This is a genomic window from Pseudonocardia sp. HH130629-09 (assembly GCF_001294645.1).
Taxonomy (GTDB): domain Bacteria; phylum Actinomycetota; class Actinomycetes; order Mycobacteriales; family Pseudonocardiaceae; genus Pseudonocardia.
In genome coordinates, this window is sequence record NZ_CP011868.1 from 4916096 (window position 1) to 4934268 (window position 18173).

Annotated in this window: 22 protein-coding genes; 16 read left to right on the forward strand and 6 right to left on the reverse strand. The window is 73.7% G+C overall.

What is annotated here, in order from left to right; all coding sequences use genetic code 11:
- Positions 1-133: 133 nt before the first annotated feature.
- The 6 genes from dusB to XF36_RS22820 all read left to right on the forward strand — a co-directional run bounded on the left by dusB (position 134) and on the right by XF36_RS22820 (position 6355).
- Positions 134-1195, forward strand: coding sequence for a tRNA dihydrouridine synthase DusB (gene dusB, locus XF36_RS22795; protein WP_238589360.1), 1062 nt, complete (start codon positions 134-136; stop codon positions 1193-1195).
- A gap of 157 nt (positions 1196-1352) precedes the next feature.
- On the forward strand, positions 1353-2240 hold the full coding sequence (locus XF36_RS22800; protein WP_060713543.1) for a GGDEF domain-containing protein: 888 nt from the start codon (positions 1353-1355) through the stop codon (positions 2238-2240).
- A gap of 533 nt (positions 2241-2773) precedes the next feature.
- Positions 2774-4567, forward strand: coding sequence for an LCP family protein (locus XF36_RS35010; protein ID WP_060713544.1), 1794 nt, complete (start codon positions 2774-2776; stop codon positions 4565-4567).
- Positions 4568-4665: 98 nt separating this feature from the next.
- A complete protein-coding gene (phoU, locus tag XF36_RS22810; protein WP_060713545.1) occupies positions 4666-5322 on the forward strand; it encodes a phosphate signaling complex protein PhoU in 657 nt (218 codons plus the stop codon).
- Positions 5323-5420: 98 nt separating this feature from the next.
- Complete coding sequence (locus tag XF36_RS22815; protein ID WP_060713546.1) at positions 5421-5621, forward strand: dodecin domain-containing protein; 201 nt, start codon at positions 5421-5423, stop codon at positions 5619-5621.
- A gap of 71 nt (positions 5622-5692) precedes the next feature.
- Positions 5693-6355, forward strand: a complete 663-nt coding sequence (locus XF36_RS22820) for a phosphate signaling complex PhoU family protein (RefSeq protein ID WP_060713547.1) — start codon at positions 5693-5695, stop codon at positions 6353-6355.
- A gap of 79 nt (positions 6356-6434) precedes the next feature.
- Here XF36_RS22820 and pstB read toward each other — a convergent pair whose 3' ends face one another.
- The 6 genes from pstB to XF36_RS22850 all read right to left on the reverse strand — a co-directional run bounded on the left by pstB (position 6435) and on the right by XF36_RS22850 (position 12410).
- Positions 6435-7214 carry a phosphate ABC transporter ATP-binding protein PstB gene (pstB, locus tag XF36_RS22825; RefSeq protein WP_060713548.1) on the reverse strand — a complete coding sequence of 260 codons (780 nt, stop codon included), beginning with the start codon at positions 7212-7214 and terminating at the stop codon, positions 6435-6437.
- A gap of 12 nt (positions 7215-7226) precedes the next feature.
- Positions 7227-8342 carry a phosphate ABC transporter permease PstA gene (pstA, locus tag XF36_RS22830; protein WP_060713549.1) on the reverse strand — a complete coding sequence of 372 codons (1116 nt, stop codon included), beginning with the start codon at positions 8340-8342 and terminating at the stop codon, positions 7227-7229.
- Position 8343: 1 nt separating this feature from the next.
- A complete protein-coding gene (pstC, locus tag XF36_RS22835; protein WP_060713550.1) occupies positions 8344-9288 on the reverse strand; it encodes a phosphate ABC transporter permease subunit PstC in 945 nt (314 codons plus the stop codon).
- Positions 9289-9415: 127 nt separating this feature from the next.
- Complete coding sequence (gene pstS / locus XF36_RS22840; RefSeq protein WP_060713551.1) at positions 9416-10519, reverse strand: phosphate ABC transporter substrate-binding protein PstS; 1104 nt, start codon at positions 10517-10519, stop codon at positions 9416-9418.
- A 201-nt stretch (positions 10520-10720) separates the two neighbouring features.
- On the reverse strand, positions 10721-11605 hold the full coding sequence (mshD, locus tag XF36_RS22845) for a mycothiol synthase (protein WP_082375595.1): 885 nt from the start codon (positions 11603-11605) through the stop codon (positions 10721-10723).
- A gap of 16 nt (positions 11606-11621) precedes the next feature.
- The gene (locus XF36_RS22850) at positions 11622-12410 is read right to left on the reverse strand and encodes a winged helix-turn-helix transcriptional regulator (protein ID WP_060713553.1); all 789 of its coding nucleotides are present in this window, start codon (positions 12408-12410) and stop codon (positions 11622-11624) included.
- 202 nt (positions 12411-12612) lie between these two features.
- Here XF36_RS22850 and XF36_RS22855 point away from each other — a divergent pair, with 202 nt between their 5' ends.
- From XF36_RS22855 to XF36_RS22890, 10 genes are all read left to right on the forward strand, one after another.
- Positions 12613-13443 carry a DUF2993 domain-containing protein gene (locus XF36_RS22855; protein WP_060713554.1) on the forward strand — a complete coding sequence of 277 codons (831 nt, stop codon included), beginning with the start codon at positions 12613-12615 and terminating at the stop codon, positions 13441-13443.
- A gap of 21 nt (positions 13444-13464) precedes the next feature.
- A complete protein-coding gene (locus tag XF36_RS22860; protein WP_060713555.1) occupies positions 13465-13896 on the forward strand; it encodes a thioredoxin family protein in 432 nt (143 codons plus the stop codon).
- Positions 13897-13967: 71 nt separating this feature from the next.
- Positions 13968-14042, forward strand: coding sequence for a putative leader peptide (locus tag XF36_RS35820; RefSeq protein WP_350662235.1), 75 nt, complete (start codon positions 13968-13970; stop codon positions 14040-14042).
- A gap of 63 nt (positions 14043-14105) precedes the next feature.
- On the forward strand, positions 14106-14570 hold the full coding sequence (locus tag XF36_RS22865; protein WP_060713556.1) for a DUF4395 domain-containing protein: 465 nt from the start codon (positions 14106-14108) through the stop codon (positions 14568-14570).
- 34 nt (positions 14571-14604) lie between these two features.
- The gene (locus XF36_RS22870; protein WP_060713557.1) at positions 14605-15441 is read left to right on the forward strand and encodes a sulfurtransferase; all 837 of its coding nucleotides are present in this window, start codon (positions 14605-14607) and stop codon (positions 15439-15441) included.
- A 1-nt stretch (position 15442) separates the two neighbouring features.
- The gene (locus XF36_RS22875) at positions 15443-15742 is read left to right on the forward strand and encodes a DUF1416 domain-containing protein (protein WP_020626035.1); all 300 of its coding nucleotides are present in this window, start codon (positions 15443-15445) and stop codon (positions 15740-15742) included.
- Positions 15743-15883: 141 nt separating this feature from the next.
- Complete coding sequence (locus XF36_RS32680) at positions 15884-16054, forward strand: hypothetical protein (protein ID WP_168169561.1); 171 nt, start codon at positions 15884-15886, stop codon at positions 16052-16054.
- Positions 16051-16695 carry an FABP family protein gene (locus tag XF36_RS22880; protein ID WP_020626033.1) on the forward strand — a complete coding sequence of 215 codons (645 nt, stop codon included), beginning with the start codon at positions 16051-16053 and terminating at the stop codon, positions 16693-16695. Before XF36_RS32680 ends, XF36_RS22880 begins: the two co-directional genes overlap by 4 nt.
- Entirely contained in the window at positions 16696-17310 is a 615-nt protein-coding gene (locus XF36_RS22885) for a 5-oxoprolinase subunit B family protein (protein ID WP_060713558.1), read from the forward strand.
- On the forward strand, positions 17307-18170 hold the full coding sequence (locus XF36_RS22890) for a biotin-dependent carboxyltransferase family protein (protein WP_060713559.1): 864 nt from the start codon (positions 17307-17309) through the stop codon (positions 18168-18170). The genes XF36_RS22885 and XF36_RS22890 overlap by 4 nt, the downstream gene beginning before the upstream one ends.
- The last annotated feature ends 3 nt before the right edge of the window (positions 18171-18173 follow it).

Below are 18173 nucleotides of genomic sequence, written 5' to 3' on the forward strand. Positions count from 1 at the left end.
GACACTGGTGGGCGTGACCGTGTTGGAGAGCGTCCGCGACGCGCGGACGGACACCCCCGCCCGCCGTGACCGCGTGCTGCCGCCGTTGCGCATCGGCCCGTTCGAGGTCGACACCCCCGTGGTGCTCGCGCCGATGGCCGGCATCACCAACCCCGGATTCCGTCGCCTGTGCCGCGAGCAGGGCGCCGGCTACTACGTCTGCGAGATGATCACCGCCCGCGGGCTGGTCGAGAAGAACCCGCTGACGTTCCGCATGATCGCCTTCGACGCGGACGAGCACCCCCGATCGATGCAGCTCTACGGCGTCGACCCGGCGTCGATGCAGCGCGCCGCGGAGATGATCGTCGAGCGCGACCTCGCCGACCACATCGACATGAACTTCGGCTGCCCGGTCCCCAAGGTCACCCGGAAGGGCGGCGGGGCGGCACTCCCGTTCAAGCGGGAGCTGTTCCGGCGGATCGTGCGAGCCGCCGTCACCGGCGCCGGCGACCGACCGGTCACCGTCAAGATGCGGATCGGCATCGACGACGAGCACCACACCCACCTCGAGGCCGCGCGGATCGCCGTGGACGAGGGCGCGGTCGCCGTCGCGCTGCACGCTCGCACCGCCGCGCAGCGCTACTCGGGCACCGCGGACTGGGACGAGATCGCCCGGCTGCGCGACGCCGTCCCGGCGCACGTTCCGGTGCTGGGCAACGGCGACATCTTCTCCGCGCAGGACGCCCTGGACATGGTCGCCCGGACCGGCTGCGACGGCGTCGTGGTCGGCCGGGGCTGCCTGGGGCGGCCGTGGCTGTTCGGGGACCTGGAGGCCGCGTTCGCCGGCCGCGAGCTGCCGGCGCCGCCGAACCTCGGCCAGGTCGCGGCGACGCTGCGCCGGCACGCCGTCCTGCTGTGCGAGCACATGGGCGACCACAAGGGCATCCGCGACGTCCGCAAGCACATCGCGTGGTACCTCAAGGGCTTCCCGGTCGGCCCGGAGCTGCGGCGCAGCCTCGGCATGGTGGAGTCGATCGACCACCTCGACGAGCTGCTGTCCGGGCTGGACCCGGACGAGCCGTTCCCGGCCGAGGCCGACGGGCCGCGGGGGCGCCAGGGCTCACCCGGTCGAGTCGTGCTGCCCGAGCACTGGCTCGACGACCCGGACGACCCGTCGATCCCCTTCGGGGCGGACGTGGAGCACTCCGGAGGTTGATCGCGGCGACCCCGGGGCGAGAACGCGTTACCCCGACCCGGGGGGACCACGGCGCCGAACGGGTGCCGACGACCCCGTACGCCTCAAGAGTCCCAGGGGTGTCACCGATGAACAGTCCCAGTGGCGCCGGAACGGCACGACGACGGGGAGGTGGATCATGACCGACACCGCATGGACGGTGCGCAGGCTCGTGCGGTCCGCCCGCCGCGTCGGCCCGACGCCGCCCGCCCAGGGGCCCGACGCCCCGGACGACGACCTCGCCCCCGCCTCGCCCGCGGCCCGCGCGGCCCTGCACACCGCGGCCGCCGAGCGGCTCGCCGAGCACCACCGCTACGAGCAGGCCTACCTGCACCTGCGCGAGGCCGTCCGGCTCCTGCACGGCCTCAGCGCGCCGAGCCCGGCCGACGAGCTCGACCGGCTCCGCCGCGAGCACGCCGAGGCCCGGGAGCAGAGTCGCCGCGACAGCCTGACGGCGTCGTACAACCGCCGGTACCTCGACGAGCGGCTGATCGACCTGCTCGCCGCAGGCACCGACCTGCCCGTCTGCTTGGCGCTCGCCGACATCGACCACTTCAAGCTGGTCAACGACACCCACGGGCACCCGTTCGGGGACCGGGTCCTGCAGCGGATGGTGCTGGAGCTCGGCCGAGCCCTGCCACCCGGCGCGTTCTGCGCCCGCTACGGCGGCGAGGAGTTCGCGCTGGTGCTGCCCGGGCTGACCGCCGAGGAGGGCGTCGCGGCCTGCGAGACCGCCCGCGAGCGCGTCGCCGCGCACGACTGGACCGACCTGCACCCCGACCTGCGGATGACGATCAGCATCGGCGTCGCCCGGTCCCGTCCCGGCGACGACGACGTCGAGGCCCTCGTCACCGAGGCCGACGTGCTCCTCTACACGGCCAAGCAGGCGGGACGGAACGCCGTCGCCCACCGCGACGCCGACGGCCGGGTGACCCTGGCCGGGGCGGCAGCCGGACGCAGGTCGATCCCCCAACCGGAGCAGGGCGCGTCGCGCCCCGCGCCACCCGCGTCGGTCCGAGCCGAATAAGATCGGCCGTGCGGTCCCCGCGGCCGCACGATCCGGAAGGGCGCGCCCCCCACCCCGCGCCCCGTCACGCGCGTCCGCTCCGGCGGTTGCGACGAGGAGGCCCGGTGCAGGACGGCGACGACGAGGTGCGCCGGTCCCGGCGTACGCGTCGGCGCCCGGACGACGCGGGCCCGCCCGCGCCCCCCGCACCGCAGGGCCCTCCCGGACCGCCCGTACCGCCACCCGGGGCGCACCCGTCGGGCCCGCAGCGGCGCCCCGGTGCGCACCCGTCCGGGCCACAGCCGTCCAGGCCACAGCCGTCCAGGGACCAGCCGCCCGCAGCCCAGCCCTCCGCAGCCCAGCCGCGCCCGGCCACCGGCGCACACCCGTCGCAGCCGCAGCCGCGACCCGCCGACGCCCCGCCGGGGCCGGCGCCGACCGGCGTGCGACGCGTGCGCGGCGGTCCCGTACCGCGCCGTCCCGGTGAGCCGCCCGCGCCGCAGCGTCCACGTCCGCGTGACGCCGCCGCGCCCGCCCCGTCGCGCCCCACCCCGGTGCCACCCCCGGGCGGCGCCCCGCGCCCGCCGTCGCCCATCGCTCCCGGTGGCGCCGGCGCCCGGCCCGCCCGCACCCCCGCGGAGGCGCCGGAGACCGCGCGTCCCGCCACCCCGGCCACCGGAAACGGCCCGGGAACCCGTGCGACCTCGGCCGCCGCAGCGCGCCCTGGCTCCGGGAGCGGAGGGGCCACCGGGAGCACCGGGGTCGCCGCCACCGCGGAGGCCGGACGGGCCGGGGCGGGCGCGGCGCCGTCCCGCCCCGCACGCCGCGGCGCCGCGGACTCGCGCGTCACCGAGGTCGTCGACGCGCTGGTGCCGCGCCGCCGCCGTCGTCGCTACCGGGACGACCCGCCCGCCGCGGACACCTCCACGGCGGAGGAGGCCGCGCCGGACGAGGCCGTCGGTTCCGGCTCCGCGGAGCCGGAACCGGCAGGCGCCCCGCCACCGGCCCGGCTCGACCCCCGCGCCCGTGCGCTACGGATCGGCGCGGCGGCGGCCGCGGGGCTCGTCCTGGTCACCACCGCCTTCGGGTTCGCCGGGCGCAGCGAGGTCCACGCCGGTGTCCGCGACGTCGTCGCCGTCGCCCCGGACACCGACGCGATCCTCGATGCCGACACCCAGGCCGATGACCAGAACGTCCTGGTGCTGGGTCTGCAGGCGGACCGCGCGAACACCGCGGAGTCCGCGCGCACCGACACGGCGGTGCTGGTCCACCGGCCCGCGGGCGGCGGCCCGGCCGTCATCCTGTCGATCCCCGCGACGCTGGAGGTCTCCCGACCCCCGTGCCGGCGCTTCGACGCCGCGACCGGCACCTACGGCGACACCGTGCCCGCGGAGTCCCGGACCGCCTTCGCCACCGCCTACGACGTCGGTGGCCCCGCCTGCAGCGTCGGCGTCGTCCAGCAGCTCACCGGCATTCCGGTGAGCGGTTTCGTCGCACTCGACCTGGCCGGGACCCCGGAGCTCGTCGACGCCGTCGGCGGGATCGAGGTCTGCACCGAGCGCCCGGTCGTGGACCCGGTGCTCGGCCCGGTCGTGGAGGGCTCGGGCACCGTGGAGCTCGACGGGGCCACCGCGGTCCGCTTCGCCTCCGCCGCGGGCACCGCGGACAGCTCGCCGGCCAACCGGGTCCGGCGGCAGCAACGCGTGCTCGCCGCGGCGCTGGGCGATGCGCTCTCGACCACCTCGCTGCTGACCCCCGGGGCGCCGGGCCGCTCCGCGGCGGGGGTGTCGTCGGCGCTGTCGGCGGACGGGGCCGACGCCGGCGAGATCCTCACCCTCGCCCGCGGGCTCGCCCGGTCGGGCGCCGCGGGCGACGGGGAAGCCCCGCTGTTCCTGTCCGTCCCGGTCAGCGACGCCCCGAACACCCGGGGCCAGCTGGAGCTGCGCCGTTCCGAGGCACGCGCGCTGTTCTCCGCGCTGCGCGAGCACGGACCGCTGCCCGAGAGCGCGACAGCGCCGGCCTCCCGCTCCGCGGGTGCTCCGGGGCCGGGCACCGTCGTGAACCTGGTCGACGCGACCGGACGCCCCGGTGCCGTCGACCGGGTCGCCGCGGACCTGCGCGACCGCGGCTACGAGATCGGCAGCGTCACCCCCGGCACGGCCGCACCGGGCACGCAGGTCCGCTACTCCCCCGACAACACCGACGCCGCGGACACCCTCGTGGAGGCGCTGCCGGGTGCCCGCCCCGTCCCGGACCCGACCGCGAGCCGGGTGCTGGAGCTCGTCGTCGGTGCCGGCGACGCGGCTCCGGTGCAGGCCGTCCCCTCCGACGACGCCGACTGCGACTGAACCGCGCGTATCCCCCGAACGGGGTATGTCGTCCAGCGTTCACGGCGGGTTCACCCGCCGCGGCTGAACGTTGCCGCTCGGGGGCCTAGGCTCGGGACATGCGCGACACCTATCAGGAGCAGCTGGACGAGCTGGCCTCCGGCCTGGCAGACATGTGCGACGACGTCGCACGTGCCATGGCGCGCGCCACGACCGCACTGCTCGAGGCCGATCTCCAGCTCGCCGAGCAGGTCATCTCCGAGGACGTCAAGATCGACGACGTCCGAGCCGCCGCAGAGCACCGGGCCTTCGGCCTGCTCGCGCTGCAGGCGCCGGTCGCGACCGACCTGCGGGTCGTCGTCGCCGCGATCCACGGTGCCGGTGACATCGAGCGCATGGGTGACCTCGCCCTGCACGTCGCCCAGGCCGCCCGTCGCAGGCACCCGCAGTCCGTGCTGCCCGACGAGGTGAAGTCCTACTTCGCCGAGATGGGCCGGGTCGGCGTCGAGCTCGCGGAGAAGGCCGGGCGGGTCATCCGCACCCGTGACCTCGACGCAGCGAACGAGCTCGAGGCCGACGACGACGCCGTCGACGACATCCACCAGCACATGTTCACCGTGCTGATGGACCGCAACTGGACCCACGGGGTGTCCGCCGCGGTCGACGTCGCGCTCCTCGCGCGGTTCTACGAGCGGTACGCCGACCACGCCGTCGCCGTCGCTCGCCGGATCGTGTACGTCGTCACCGGCCAGATGCCCGGTCCGCTCGCCGTCTGAGAGCGTCGTTGGCCCGTTCGGGGCAGTCGATACACCCCACTCGGCGAACGGTCGACCGATCGAGTTTGACGGTGAGACGCCGGGGGCACGTCTGCTGCATGGAACACGCGAGCTGCGTCGTCACCGAGGTCGTCGGGACCTCGGACGAGAGCGTCGAGGCTGCGATCCGGGACGGCATGAGCCGCGCCGGACACGCCCTCGAGTGGTTCGAGGTGACCGGGGTCCAGTCGACCGTCCTCGGCTCCACCGAGCGCTTCCGTGTCGGCCTGCGGGTCGGCCTGCGGGCCCGCGCGGCCTGACCCCGCCGTTCACCGAGCGTTCACCGGTCCCGGGCCGAAGCCGACGCGGACTCCGATCTAAGGTCGTCGCCATGCGCAGGGAGACGCTCGACGACAACCTCGCGCAGCTCCGGGCGATGCTCGACGAGATGGGTCCGCTCGTCGCCGCCGCGTTCCGCGACGCGTCCGAGGCGTTGCTGTCCGACCGGACCCGGCTCGCCGAGCAGGTAGTCTCCCGCGATCCCGTCATCGACGGTTACCGCGACGCGATCGAGCTCCTCGCCGTCGAGACCATGAACATCCACCAGCCGATGGCCGCTCCGCTGCGAGCGGTGATCACCGCTCTGCGGTGCGCCCAGCAGCTGGAGCGGATGGGCGACCTGGCCCGGCACATCGCCGCCACCGTCGTCCGGAGCGGGGACCAGGTGGTGCTCGCCGAGCAGGCCCACCCGCTGTTCGCCGACTACGGCGCCCGGGTCGCGGCGATGGGCGACAAGGCCGTCGAGGTGCTCCGCACCCACAACGTCGTCCTCGCCGCCGAGCTGCACGAGGACGACGACGTCGTCGACGCGCTGCACCGCCAGGTCTTCGAGCTGATGTTCGGCCCGGACTGGACGGCGGGCGTGCCGGCCGCCGTCCACGCCGCGCTGCTGGCCCGTTTCCACGAGCGCTACGCCGACCACTGCGTGCACCTGGCCGACCACGTCGTCTACGCCGTCACCGGCGGCACCGTGGACGAACTCCCGGTCCTCTGACCCGGCCCGCGACGACGAACGCCCCCGGCCCCCCGCGAGGAGCCGGGGGCGTTCGCGCCGTGCGGACGTGCTGCGAGGATCAGCCGAAGCGGCCGGACACGTAGTCCTCGGTCGCCTTCTGCTTCGGCTGGGAGAAGATCGTCTTGGTCTCGTCGAGCTCGACCAGCTTGCCGGGCTTGCCGGTGCCCTCGATGTTGAAGAAGCCGGTGAAGTCGCTGACCCGCGCCGCCTGCTGCATGTTGTGGGTCACGATGACGATCGTGTAGTCGTTCTTCAGCTCGTTGATCAGGTCCTCGATCGCGAGCGTGGAGATCGGGTCCAGCGCCGAGCAGGGCTCGTCCATCAGCAGGACGTCGGGCCGCACCGCGATCGCGCGGGCGATGCAGAGCCGCTGCTGCTGACCACCGGACAGGCCCGAACCCGGCTTCTCGAGCCGGTCCTTGACCTCGTTCCAGAGGTTCGCGCCGCGCAGCGACCGCTCGACGGTGTCGTCGAACTCGGCCTTCGACGCGCGCTTGTTGTTCAGCTTCATCCCCGCGATGACGTTGTCGTAGATCGACATCGTCGGGAACGGGTTGGGGCGCTGGAAGACCATGCCGATCTGGCGGCGGACGCCGACCGGGTCGACGTTCGCCCCGTAGAGGTCCTGGCCGTCGAGCTCGAGCCTGCCCTCGACACGGGCGCCGGGGATGTTCTCGTGCATCCGGTTGATCGACCGCAGGAAGGTCGACTTGCCGCAGCCGGACGGGCCGATGAGCGCGGTGACCGTCTTCGGCTTGATCGTCATGTTGACGCCCTCGACGGCGAGGAACGACCCGTAGTAGATGTTCAGGTCCTTGGCTTCGACACTCTTGCCCATGTCAGGGGGTCCTTATCGGGTCTTCGGGGCGAAAATGCGGGAGATCAGGCGGGCGAGGACGTTCAGCACCATGACGATGAGCATCAGGACCAGCGCGGCGGTCCAGGCCCGGTCGATGAACGCCTCGCGCGGGATGCCGGGCACCGCGTAGGAGTAGTAGGAGAAGACCGGCAGGGTCGACATCGGGCCGGAGAACGGGTTGAGGTTCACCCCGAGCGCGGCACCGACGGTGACCAGGAGGGGCGCCGTCTCACCGATCACGCGGGCGACGGCCAGCGTGATGCCGGTCGCGATGCCCCCGGCGGTCGTCGGGATGACCACCTTGACGATCGTGCGCCACTTCGGGACCCCGAGCGCGTACGCGGCCTCGCGCAGCTCGTTCGGGACGATCTTGAGCATCTCCTCGGTGGACCGGACGACGATCGGGATCATGAGCACGGTCAGCGCGACCGCACCGACGAAGCCGAACCGGACCCCCGGCCCGAGGAGCAGCGCGAACAGGGCGTAGGCGAACAGACCTGCGACGATCGACGGGATACCGGTCATCACGTCGACGAAGAACGTGATCGAGCGGGCCAGGCGCGAGTTGTTGCCGTACTCCACCAGGTAGATGGCGGTCAGGATGCCGATCGGGATCGACATCAGCGCCGCGAGCCCGGTGATGATCAGTGTGCCCTGGATGGCGTGCAGACCACCGCCGCCGACGCCCACGACACCGCGCATCGACTGGCTGAAGAACGCCCCGTCGAACCTGGCCCAGCCCTCGGTCACGACCGTGTAGAGGACCGAGACCAGCGGCAGCATGGCCAGCAGGAACGCGGTGGTGACGACGACGGTGACGAGCCGGTCCGTCGCCCGGCGGCCGCCCTCGACGGTCCGGGACACGACGTAGGTCGCGACCGCGAAGACGACGGCGGTCAGCACGGCCCAGAGGCCGATGCCGAACCCGAGAAGGGCCGCGAGCCCGCCCGTCAGGACCGCGGAGGCCCCGAGCAGGGCCCACGGGGCCCAGCTCGGCAGGCTGCCCTTCCGCCGCAGCACCGTCGGCGTGGCGGCGGGAGTCTCCAGACCGGTACGGGTCACGGGGGCCTCGGTGTCGGTGCGGTTGCGTTCGGTTCCGGTGGACATCTCAGTTCGCTCCGGAGAAGTCGCGGCGGCGCTCGACGATGTAGCGGGCGAGCATGTTGACCAGCAGCGTGATCAGGAACAGCACGAGACCGGAGGCGATCAGGACGTTCACGTCGAGACCGGATGCCTCGGGGAACTGGAGGGCGATGTTCGCCGCGATCGTCGACGGGTTCTCGCTGCTGATCAGGTTGAAGGTGACCGCACCGGAGACGGACAGGATCGTGGCGACCGCCATCGTCTCGCCGAGCGCACGGCCCAGGCCCAGCATCGCGCCGGAGATGACGCCCGAACGACCGAAGGGCAGCACCGCGAGCCGGATCATCTCCCAGCGGGTCGCGCCCAGCGCGAGGGCCGCCTCCTCGTGGAGCACCGGGGCCTGCAGGAACACCTCGCGAGCCACCGCGGTGATGATCGGCAGGATCATGACCGCGAGGACGACGCTGACGACCAGCATCGTCCGGCCGGTCACCGACGGCGGGCCGGCGAACAGCGGGATCCAGCCGAGGTAGTCGCTGAGCCATACGCTCAGCGCGACCGAGGCGGGCGCGAGGGTGAAGGCCCCCCAGAAGCCGTAGACGATCGAGGGCACCGCCGCGAGCAGGTCCACGACGTAGCTCAGCCCCTGGGCGAGCCGGCGCGGCGCGTAGTGGCTGATGAACAGCGCGACGGCGACCGCGAGCGGGGTCGCGATCAGCAGAGCGATGACGGCACCCAGGACCGTGCCGAAGATGAGCGGTGCGATGTAGGCCGCGAGCCCCCCGTGCACCTGGTCCGCCGGCACGAGGATGGCCGGGGTGGCCTCCGAGACGAGGAACGCCGCGACCCCGGCCAGGACGACCAGGATGAGGATCCCGGCGCCCTTCGCGGAACCCGCGAAGATGCGGTCGCCAAGCTGACCGGCAGGCTTCGCCGCTCCGGGCTCAGGCTTGACTTCTGTGGTGGTCACAGTGATCCCTGGGGGTGCGATCGTGCGCTGGGCAGGGGGAGACGGCACCGGGAACCCCGGGCTCGGTGTCCATGATGAACACTGCCCGGGGCTCCTGGCTAGATGACATCCGACTCAGATCGGACGATCAGCCCGCGGCGCGGATCTGGTCGATGACCGGGGTGATCTGGCCACGCAGGGTGTCCGAGATCGGCGCCGAGCCCGCGTTCTGCGCGGCGGTCTGCTGGCCGTCCTGGCCCACGACGTAGCTCAGGAACGCCCTGGTGGCGTCGGCCTGGGCCGCGTCCGGGTAGGTCGGGCAGGCGAGCAGGTACGAGACCAGCACGACCGGGTAGGCACCACCGGTGGCGGTCCGGTTCAGCTCGAAGGCGAACGAGGTGTCACCCTGGCCCTCGACGCGGGTGGACTCCTCGAGGATCCTCGCGGCGGCCTCGGCGGTCGGCTCGACGTTCTGGTCGCCCAGCCTGACCTTGGCCCTGCCCAGCTCGCCGGCCTGCGACGCGTCGGCGTAGCCGATCGTGCCGTTGCCCGCGTTCACCGCGCCGACGACGCCGGAGGTGCCCTGGGCGGCCTCGCCACCCTGGATCGGCCACTCACCGTCGGCCTCGTCGGTCCAGACCTGGGCCGCGGCCTTGTTCAGGAAGTCGGTGAAGTTCTCGGTGGTGCCCGACTCGTCGGAGCGGTGCACCGGGGTGACCGCGGTGGCCGGGAGCTGCACGCCCGGGTTGTCGGCGGCGACCTGCGGGGCGTTCCAGGTCCGGATCTCGCCCCTGAACAGGCCCGCGATGGTCGCCGGGGACAGGTTCAGGTCCTGCACCCCGTCGAGCTTGTAGACGATCGCGATCGGCGAGACGTAGTTCGGGATCTCGATGACCGAGCCGCCGCAGCGCTGGCGCGCCTGCTCCAGCTGCTCGTCCTCCAGGTAGGCGTCCGACCCGGCGAACTGCACGCCGCCCTGGACGAACTGGGTGCGGCCACCGCCCGAGCCGACCGGCTGGTAGTTGACGGTCGCACCGGGGTTGGCCTCGGCGAAGCCGGCGATCCAGGCCTGCATCGCGGCCTGCTGCGAGCTGGCGCCCGCACCGGAGATCTGGCCGGTGACGCCCGAGCCCTGGGCGTCCGATCCGCCGCCCTCGTTCGCCGCACCGCAGCCGGCGACGAACAACGCACAGGTGGTGGCGATACCGACGGCAGCCAGGCGCGCCCGGGGCGCACGCCGCTTGGTCTTCACTGCAGTTTCCTCCGAGTCGGCAACGAGCCGGTTGCGGGACGGCGGTCTGGGGTGACCACCCGGCCGCAGACGCTAGGAGCCGCCGTTGGACGCCACCCCCACGGAAGATGAACGTGGGATGAACAGGGTCGGCGACCGGGTGGACCTGCATCACACGTTCGACGGAACATGGTCACCGGTCGTCGAACGGTGACAGGGTTCTCACCGGGCGTAGTTGACATCCGCGGCGTGCACGGCGAACCCGAGGCGCTCGTAGACGCGCACGGCGGGGGTGTTGTCGGCCTCGACGTAGAGCAGGACGGTGTCCAGCCCGCGGTCGTGCAGGTGGTGCAACCCGGCGAGGGTCAGGACCTTCCCGAGCCCGCGTCCGTGGCTGGCCGGGTCCACGCCGAGGACGTAGACCTCGCCCATCGCCCGCTCGTCGCCGGACGCCGGGTGGACCTTGGTCCAGTGGTAGCCGAGCAGGGTGCCGCCGTCGTCGACGGCGAGCAGGAACCCGGCCGGGTCGAACCAGTCCTCGGCCCCCCGGGCGGCGAGCTCGGCGCCGGTCCAGCCGCCCTGCTCGGGGTGCCAGTCGAAGGCCGCGTTGTTGACGCGGAGGAACTCGTCGTCGTCGCGGCCGGGTTCGAAGGCGCGGATCGTGACGCCGTCGGGGACGGTCAGGGCGGGCAGCGGGCCTGCCTCGGTGGTGCGACGCATCTGCCACAGCACGCGGTCCCGGCGGTAGCCGCGGCCCGCGGCGAGCTCCTTCGCGGCGTCGAGGTCGCCGTGCGCCCACACGTGCGGGTCGGCGGTGACCTTCTCCACCGCGGTGACGAGCGCGCCGCCGATCCCCCGTCGTCGCGCGTCGGGGTGCACCACCAGCTCGGCGTGGGTGCCGTCGACCTGGGCGTAGCCGGCCACCGCGCCGTCGTCACCGGCGACGACGAGGTGCGTCACGCCGTCGGCGGGGGTGTCCGGGCGCAGGTGCATCAGGTACTGCTCGGAGAGCGGTTCGGCGCCGTCGGCAACGGTCGCCGCCCTCAGCAGATCCTGCACCGCGGAGACGGTGGCGGCGTCGAGACGGGAGTGCTGCTGCGGGTCCACGAGCGCCGACCCTAGGTCACCGCGGGGCCCACGCTCCACGTCCCGGGCCGGCCGCGGGCCGGGCGCCGGGCAGCGCCCGACGGTCCGGGACGGGCTCGGGGTCCGCGTCGTCCTGGTCGGGCGGCGCCGACAGCCCGCCGCGCGACGGCCGGACGAACTTGTAGCCGACGTTGCGCACGGTGCCGATCATCTGCTCGTGCTCGCCGCCGAGCTTGGCGCGCAGCCGCCGGACGTGGACGTCGACGGTGCGGGTGCCGCCGAAGAAGTCGTAGCCCCAGACCTCCTGCAGCAGCTGGGCCCGGGTGAACACCCGGCCCGCGTGCTGCGCGAGGTACTTGAGCAGTTCGAACTCCTTGTAGGTGAGTTCAAGCAGCCGGCCCTTGAGCCGCGCCGAGTACGTCGCCTCGTCGATGCCGAGCTCACCGAGGACGAGCGCGCCACCTCCGGACGCGGACTCGGCGCCGGGGCGCGACCGCAGCAGCCTCAGCCGAGCGTCCACCTCCGCCGGGCCGGTGTCGGGGAGCAGGATCTCGTCGACCACCCACTCGCCGGACACCGCGACCAGACCGCCCTCGTTCAGCACGGCGATCACCGGCGCGTCGGTCCCGGCGCTGCCCAGCAGCCGGCACAGGCTGCGCGCGGCGACCAGGTCCGAGCGGGCGTCCACCAGGACGGCGTCGTGCGGACCGGCGTCGAGCAGTGCTGCCACCTCGGGCGCCGCGGTCCGCACGTTGTGCGGCAGCAACGACAGGGCGGGCAGTACGGCTGCCGCATCCGGAGCCGTGGTCAGCAGGAGCAGTTCCATGGACTCCCCCCTTCTCGCGATACGCAGACGATACCGGGACGTCACCCCACGGTCAGCCGCAGAGCGACGGGTTTCACGCCGCGATCTGGATCGTGCTCACCACCGATCGGGTCCGATCCGGGGTCCCGGGGCCGCCCATCGGGCCGGCGGTGGGGCTCTCTACCCTGGTCAGGACGTAGTCCGATCCTGTGGAGGCCCGGTCGTGGGACGCCCCGTCCGTCGCGTGCTCGTCGCCGTCGTGGCAATGGCCGCCGTGCTCGTCGTGGGTGATCTCGCCACCGGCGCGGCCGTCGAGTCGGGCATCTCGCGCTCGTTGCGGGACCGGCTCGACCTCCCCGAGGACCCCCGTGTCCAGGTGCACGGCTTCTCGGTGCTCGCCCAGGCCGCGACCGGCCGCTACGACCACGTCGAGATGACGCTGCAGCGTGTCCCGGTCGGGCCGCTGCGCACCCCCGAGCTCCAGGTGCAGCTGTACGGCCTGCGCGGAGACCTCTCCGATCTCGCCGGTCCCGGGCCGGCCCGGTTCCGTGCGGCGGCGGCCGAGGGGATCGTCCGGATCAGCCCGAACGACGTCCGCCGGATGGTCGTCGACGCCGGGGGGCCCGCCGCCGGGGTGACGCGACTGTCGGTCGAGGCCGTCGACGCGAACGCGATCGACTCGGTGATCCTGGCCGGCGGCGACCCGACGCTGCGCGGGCTCGACCCGCGCAACGCCGCACGGTTCGTCGCGGAGATGCCGGTGGACGGGGCCGACGCGCGGGTTGCCGTGCTGGCCGCGCTCGTCGTCGACCACGGCACCATGCGGGTCGTCCCGCGCGACGTCCGGTTCGACGGCTCGGACGAGCCGGTGCCGGACGCGGTGCGCACCTCGATGCTGCGCGCGCTCGCCGTGGACATCGACCCGGGTCCGCTGCCGCTGGGCCTCACCGCGACGTCGGCGAGCGTTCCGGAGTACAACGTGCTGCAGGTCGCCGGTTCGATGCGCGACCTGAGTGTGGGCGCCGGACCGGGTACGTCCCGCTCCGCGGGCTGAGCGGGCTGAGAGGAGGCGTCGGTGGACGTCACGGGTGCGGTGGTACTGGTCGTCGTCCTGGTGGTGGCGACGCTCGCGGGGCTGGTGCTGCGCAACCGGTCCGGGCGGCTCCGGCCCACCGGCGACGACCGCGGTGCGACCGACGGCGCCGGGCCGGGCTGGGACCTGGCCGGAACCGATCCGGACGGGCGCCGCGCCCTGCTGCTGCAGCTGTCCTCCCCGGTCTGCGCTCCGTGCCGGCAGACCGCGCGCGTCCTCGGCGACCTGGCCGCGGCGGACCCCGGTCTGGCGCACGTGGAGATCGACGTGGCCGAGCGCGTCGACGTCGCCAGGGCTCTGGGCGTGCTGCGGACCCCGACGACGGTCGTCTTCGACGCCCGCGGCGCGGAGGTCCTGCGGGTCTCCGGTGTCCCGCGCGTCGACGAGCTCGTCGCCGCCCTTCCCACCGGTTGAGAACGTGTGTGTGATGTCCGGTCGGCGCCGACCGCTGGGCTCCGCGCCGAACGTGAGCTAGGCTCGGTGACGTGAACTGGCCGCTGACTCGACGCCGCACGGTTGATCTGTGCCGCCTCGCCGGCTGCCTGTGTCTGGACTCCTGACCCGCGTGTCCTGAGCCCGGCGTCCCGCGACGCCGAGGTTCCCACCCCGGTTACTGGAGTCCCATGTCCGCCACGGACCACGGATCCGCGCACTCCGAGCCTCGGCTCGACCCGCGCGGGGTCCGCTTCTCCGCCGCGATCACCACCGTCGTGCTGGCGTTGGTGCTGCTGTCCGGCAGCGGCGTGCTCGTCACCGCACAGGCCGTCGTCTTCGCCGTCGCCTCGTTCGCCGGCATGCGGTTCGCGCCGTACGGCGTGGTCTACCGGCACCTCGTCGCGCCCCGGCTGGGTCCGCCCGCCGAGCGCGAGGACGCCGCCCCGGTCCGCTTCTCGCAGACCGTCGGGCTGGTGTTCACCGCCGTCGCGGCGGTCGGCTACCTGTCCGGACTGACCGTGCTGGGTGTCGTCGCCACGGCGGCGGCGCTCGTGGCGGCCTTCCTCAACGCGGCCTTCGGCTTCTGCCTGGGCTGCGAGATGTACGGGCTCCTCGCCCGCCTGCGCGGTGGCGCCGCCGCCGCGCGTTCCTGACCCACCCTCGACACGACTCGGGAGAGAAACGAACATGAGCCGCGAGGACGTCCTCGTCACCGCCGACTGGGCGGAGCAGAACCTGGAGACCGACGGGGTGGTGTTCCTCGAGGTCGACGAGGACACCACCGCCTACGACGGGGGCCACATCCCCGGTGCGGTCAAGGTCAACTGGACCGACGAGCTGCAGGACGCGGTCCGTCGCGACATCCCCACCAAGGAGCAGTTCGAGCAGCTGCTCTCGGCCAAGGGCGTCGCCAACGACGACCTGGTCGTGCTCTACGGCGGCAACAACAACTGGTTCGCCGCGTACGCGTACTGGGAGTTCAAGCTCTACGGCCACGAGAAGGTCGTGCTGCTCGACGGCGGCCGCAAGAAGTGGGAGCTCGACGGTCGGACCCTGACCACCGACGTCAAGGACCGCCCCGCGACCTCCTACACCGCCAAGGAGGCCGACACCTCGATCCGCGCGTTCCGCGACGAGGTCGTCGACGCGATCGACACCAAGAACCTGGTCGACGTCCGGTCGCCCGACGAGTTCTCCGGCAAGATCCTGGCCCCGGCCCACCTCCCGCAGGAGCAGAGCCAGCGTCCGGGCCACGTGCCGAGCGCGATCAACATCCCGTGGTCGAAGGCGGCCAACGAGGACGGCACCTTCAAGTCGAACGAGGAACTCGCCTCCCTCTACAAGGAGGCCGGCTTCGACGAGGGCAAGGCGACCATCGCCTACTGCCGCATCGGCGAGCGCTCCAGCCACACCTGGGTCGTGCTGCACGAGCTCCTGGGCCACTCCGACGTCAAGAACTACGACGGCAGCTGGACCGAGTACGGCTCGCTGATCGGCGTGCCGATCGAGCTGGGAGCAAAGTGACATGTGTGCCGCACCTGACCAGAACCTGACCCTGCCCCCGAACACGGACCTCTCCAAGGAGACCGTGCTCGCCGGCCGCGTCATCGCCGGTGGCGACCCGGTGGCCGGGGCCTTCGTCCGGCTGCTGGACGGCACCGGGGAGTTCACCGCGGAGGTCGTGTCCTCGGCCTCGGGTGACTTCCGGTTCTTCGCCGCCCCGGGCACCTGGACCGTCCGGGCGCTGTCGCGCTCGGGCAACGGCCAGTCCGAGCTCGTCGCCGACGGGCCGGGCCTGCACAGCGCGGAGATCGCCGTCGCCTGACCGGTCCGCGGGGCGCCGCCCCCGACCGCACGAACGGGTCCCTCGTACGAACCTTTCGTACGAGGGGCCCGTTCGTGCGTGGGGAGGGGCGTCGGCACGGCACTCGGTGCCCGGCCCGGGGCGGCGGTAGAGTCGCCGGTCGTGCACTGGTTCTCCACCGGGCTGTTGATCGCCCTGTCCGCGGGAACCGCCGCCTGGGCCGGCTGGTTGCTCCGTCGCCTGTTCGTCGTCGAGCCCGCCGCCGCGCCCGGGCCGGGTCCCGATCCCGAACGGGACCCCGACGACCACCACACCGAGGAGCAGACCCCGTGACCGACCCCGAGCCCGCCGCAGCCGCCGACGAGGAGCTGCAGACCACCATCACCGGACCGGAGAACGCGGCCCCGGACTCCCCGCAGCGAAACCGGCCGCAGTGGCCCGACCTGCCCGTCGACGACGACACCGCCAACCTGCGGCAGGGCCCCGACCTGCACGAGGCCTGCCTCGGCCTGCTCCCGCTCGTCGGGACCTGGCGGGGCACCGGCGAGGTCGTCTACCCGACGATCGAGGGCCCGTTCCACTTCGGCCAGCAGATCACCTGGGCGCACGACGGCCGCCCGTTCCTGTCCTACGAGGCACGCTCCTGGCTGCTCGACGACGACGGCGGCATCATCCGCCAGGCCGCGCGCGAGACCGGGTTCTGGCGTCCCCAGGAGGACGGCTCGATCGAGGTGCTGATCGCGCACAACACCGGCATCGTCGAGGTCTACTACGGCCCCCGGGGCGACATGCGGTCCTGGCAGATCGAGACCGACGCCGTCGCCCGGACGCCGTCGGCCAAGGAGGTCACCGCGGCGAAGCGGCTCTACGGACTGGTCAACCAGGGCGACCTCGCCTACGTCGACGAGCGCGCGATGGTCGGGCAGCCGATGCAGCCGCACATCTCGGCCGTCCTGCACCGGGTGGTCGGCTAGTTGGTCGCGGTCCGGGTCCGCCCCTGCGGCGGGCACGCGGTGCTGCTGGAGGTCGAGGACGCGGCCGGGGTGGCGGCCGTCGTCGCCGCCGTGCGGGACGCCGGGCTGCCCGAGGTGCGGGAGCTGGTCCCGGCCGCCCGGACCGTGCTCGTCGAGGTGGCGCCCGGGGCCACCACCGAGCGGGTCGTGCAGGTGGCACGGGCCGCGGACGCCGACGTCGGCGAGGCGGGCACCGGCACGGTCCACACGCTGGCCGTGACCTACGACGGCGAGGACCTCGCACTCGTCGCCCGCACCGCGGGCCTGTCCGTCGACGAGGTGGTCGCGCTCCACAGCGGCGCGGAGTACCGGGTGGACTTCTGCGGCTTCGCGCCGGGCTTCGGGTATCTGTGGGGCCTCCCCGAGCCACTGCAGCAGCCGCGGCTGGAGAGTTCGCGGACCGCGGTGCCCGCCGGCTCGGTGGGGATCGCCGACGTCTACAGCTGCGTCTACCCGCGCCGCTCCCCCGGCGGCTGGCGGCTGATCGGCCGCACCGACGCCGTCCTGTTCGACCCCGTCGCCGACCCGCCGGCGCTGTTCTCCCCCGGCGACCGCGTCCGGTTCGAGCCCCGGTGAACGCACTGCTGGTGGTGCGGGCCGGACCGCAGGCGCTGGTGACCGACCGCGGGCGTCCCGGGCATGCGCACCTGGGGGTCCCGCCGTCGGGTGCCCTGGACCGGCCGGCCTACGAGCTGGGGAACCGCCTGGTCGGCAACGACGACGGCGCCGCCGGCCTGGAGCTGCTCGGCGGCGGGCTGCGGGTGCGCGCCAGGGGCGGCCGGCCCGTCGCCGTCACCGGGGCGCCCGCGCCGGTGCTCGTCGACGGCCGGCCTGCCGGGTCCCACCGGGCGCTGCACCTGCCCGACGGCGCCGAGCTCGCGGTCGGGACTCCGGTCGGCGGGCTGCGGTGCTACCTCGCCGTCGCGGGCGGGGTGGACGCTCCGGTCGCGCTGGGCAGCCGCAGCACGGATCTGCTGTCGGGGCTGGGCCCCGACCCCGTCGCCGACGGCGACGAGCTGCCGGTCGGCCCGTGGTCGGGCCGGGTCCCGGTGTCCGGGCCGGTCCCGGTGTCGGTGCCCGGTGCCGTGGTGGGGCTGCGGGTGCGTCCCGGCCCCCGCGACGACTGGTTCACCGACCCGCACGACGCCCTCGCCGGTCCGCTGTGGACGGTGACGGCGGACGGGAACCGGATCGGGGTCCGCCTCGACGGGCCGTCCCCGGGGCGGCGTCCGGAGTGGAGCGACCGGGAGCTCCCGAGCGAGGGGATGGTGACCGGCGCGGTGCAGGTCCCGGCGGACGGGCCGCCGGTGGTGTTCCTCGCCGACCACCCGACGACCGGTGGCTACCCGGTGATCGGCGTCGTCGACCCCGCCGACCTGCCGCTGCTCGCCCAGGCCCCGCCGGGGACGGGCGTGCGGTTCACCGTGCTGCGCTGAGGC

Excerpts from the sequence above, each read along its gene's own strand:
- XF36_RS22800 (WP_060713543.1), top strand. The coding sequence starts at position 1,353 with ATGACCGACACCGCATGGACGGTGCGCAGGCTCGTGCGGTCCGCCCGC.
- XF36_RS22870 (WP_060713557.1), top strand. The coding sequence starts at position 14,605 with ATGAGCCGCGAGGACGTCCTCGTCACCGCCGACTGGGCGGAGCAGAAC.
- pstB (WP_060713548.1), bottom strand. The coding sequence starts at position 7,214 with ATGGGCAAGAGTGTCGAAGCCAAGGACCTGAACATCTACTACGGGTCG.
- phoU (WP_060713545.1), top strand. The coding sequence starts at position 4,666 with ATGCGCGACACCTATCAGGAGCAGCTGGACGAGCTGGCCTCCGGCCTG.
- dusB (WP_238589360.1), top strand. The coding sequence starts at position 134 with ATGGCCGGCATCACCAACCCCGGATTCCGTCGCCTGTGCCGCGAGCAG.
- XF36_RS22875 (WP_020626035.1), top strand. The coding sequence starts at position 15,443 with ATGTGTGCCGCACCTGACCAGAACCTGACCCTGCCCCCGAACACGGAC.
- XF36_RS22820 (WP_060713547.1), top strand. The coding sequence starts at position 5,693 with ATGCGCAGGGAGACGCTCGACGACAACCTCGCGCAGCTCCGGGCGATG.
- XF36_RS22865 (WP_060713556.1), top strand. The coding sequence starts at position 14,106 with ATGTCCGCCACGGACCACGGATCCGCGCACTCCGAGCCTCGGCTCGAC.
- XF36_RS22815 (WP_060713546.1), top strand. The coding sequence starts at position 5,421 with ATGGAACACGCGAGCTGCGTCGTCACCGAGGTCGTCGGGACCTCGGAC.
- XF36_RS22850 (WP_060713553.1), bottom strand. The coding sequence starts at position 12,410 with ATGGAACTGCTCCTGCTGACCACGGCTCCGGATGCGGCAGCCGTACTG.
- pstA (WP_060713549.1), bottom strand. The coding sequence starts at position 8,342 with ATGTCCACCGGAACCGAACGCAACCGCACCGACACCGAGGCCCCCGTG.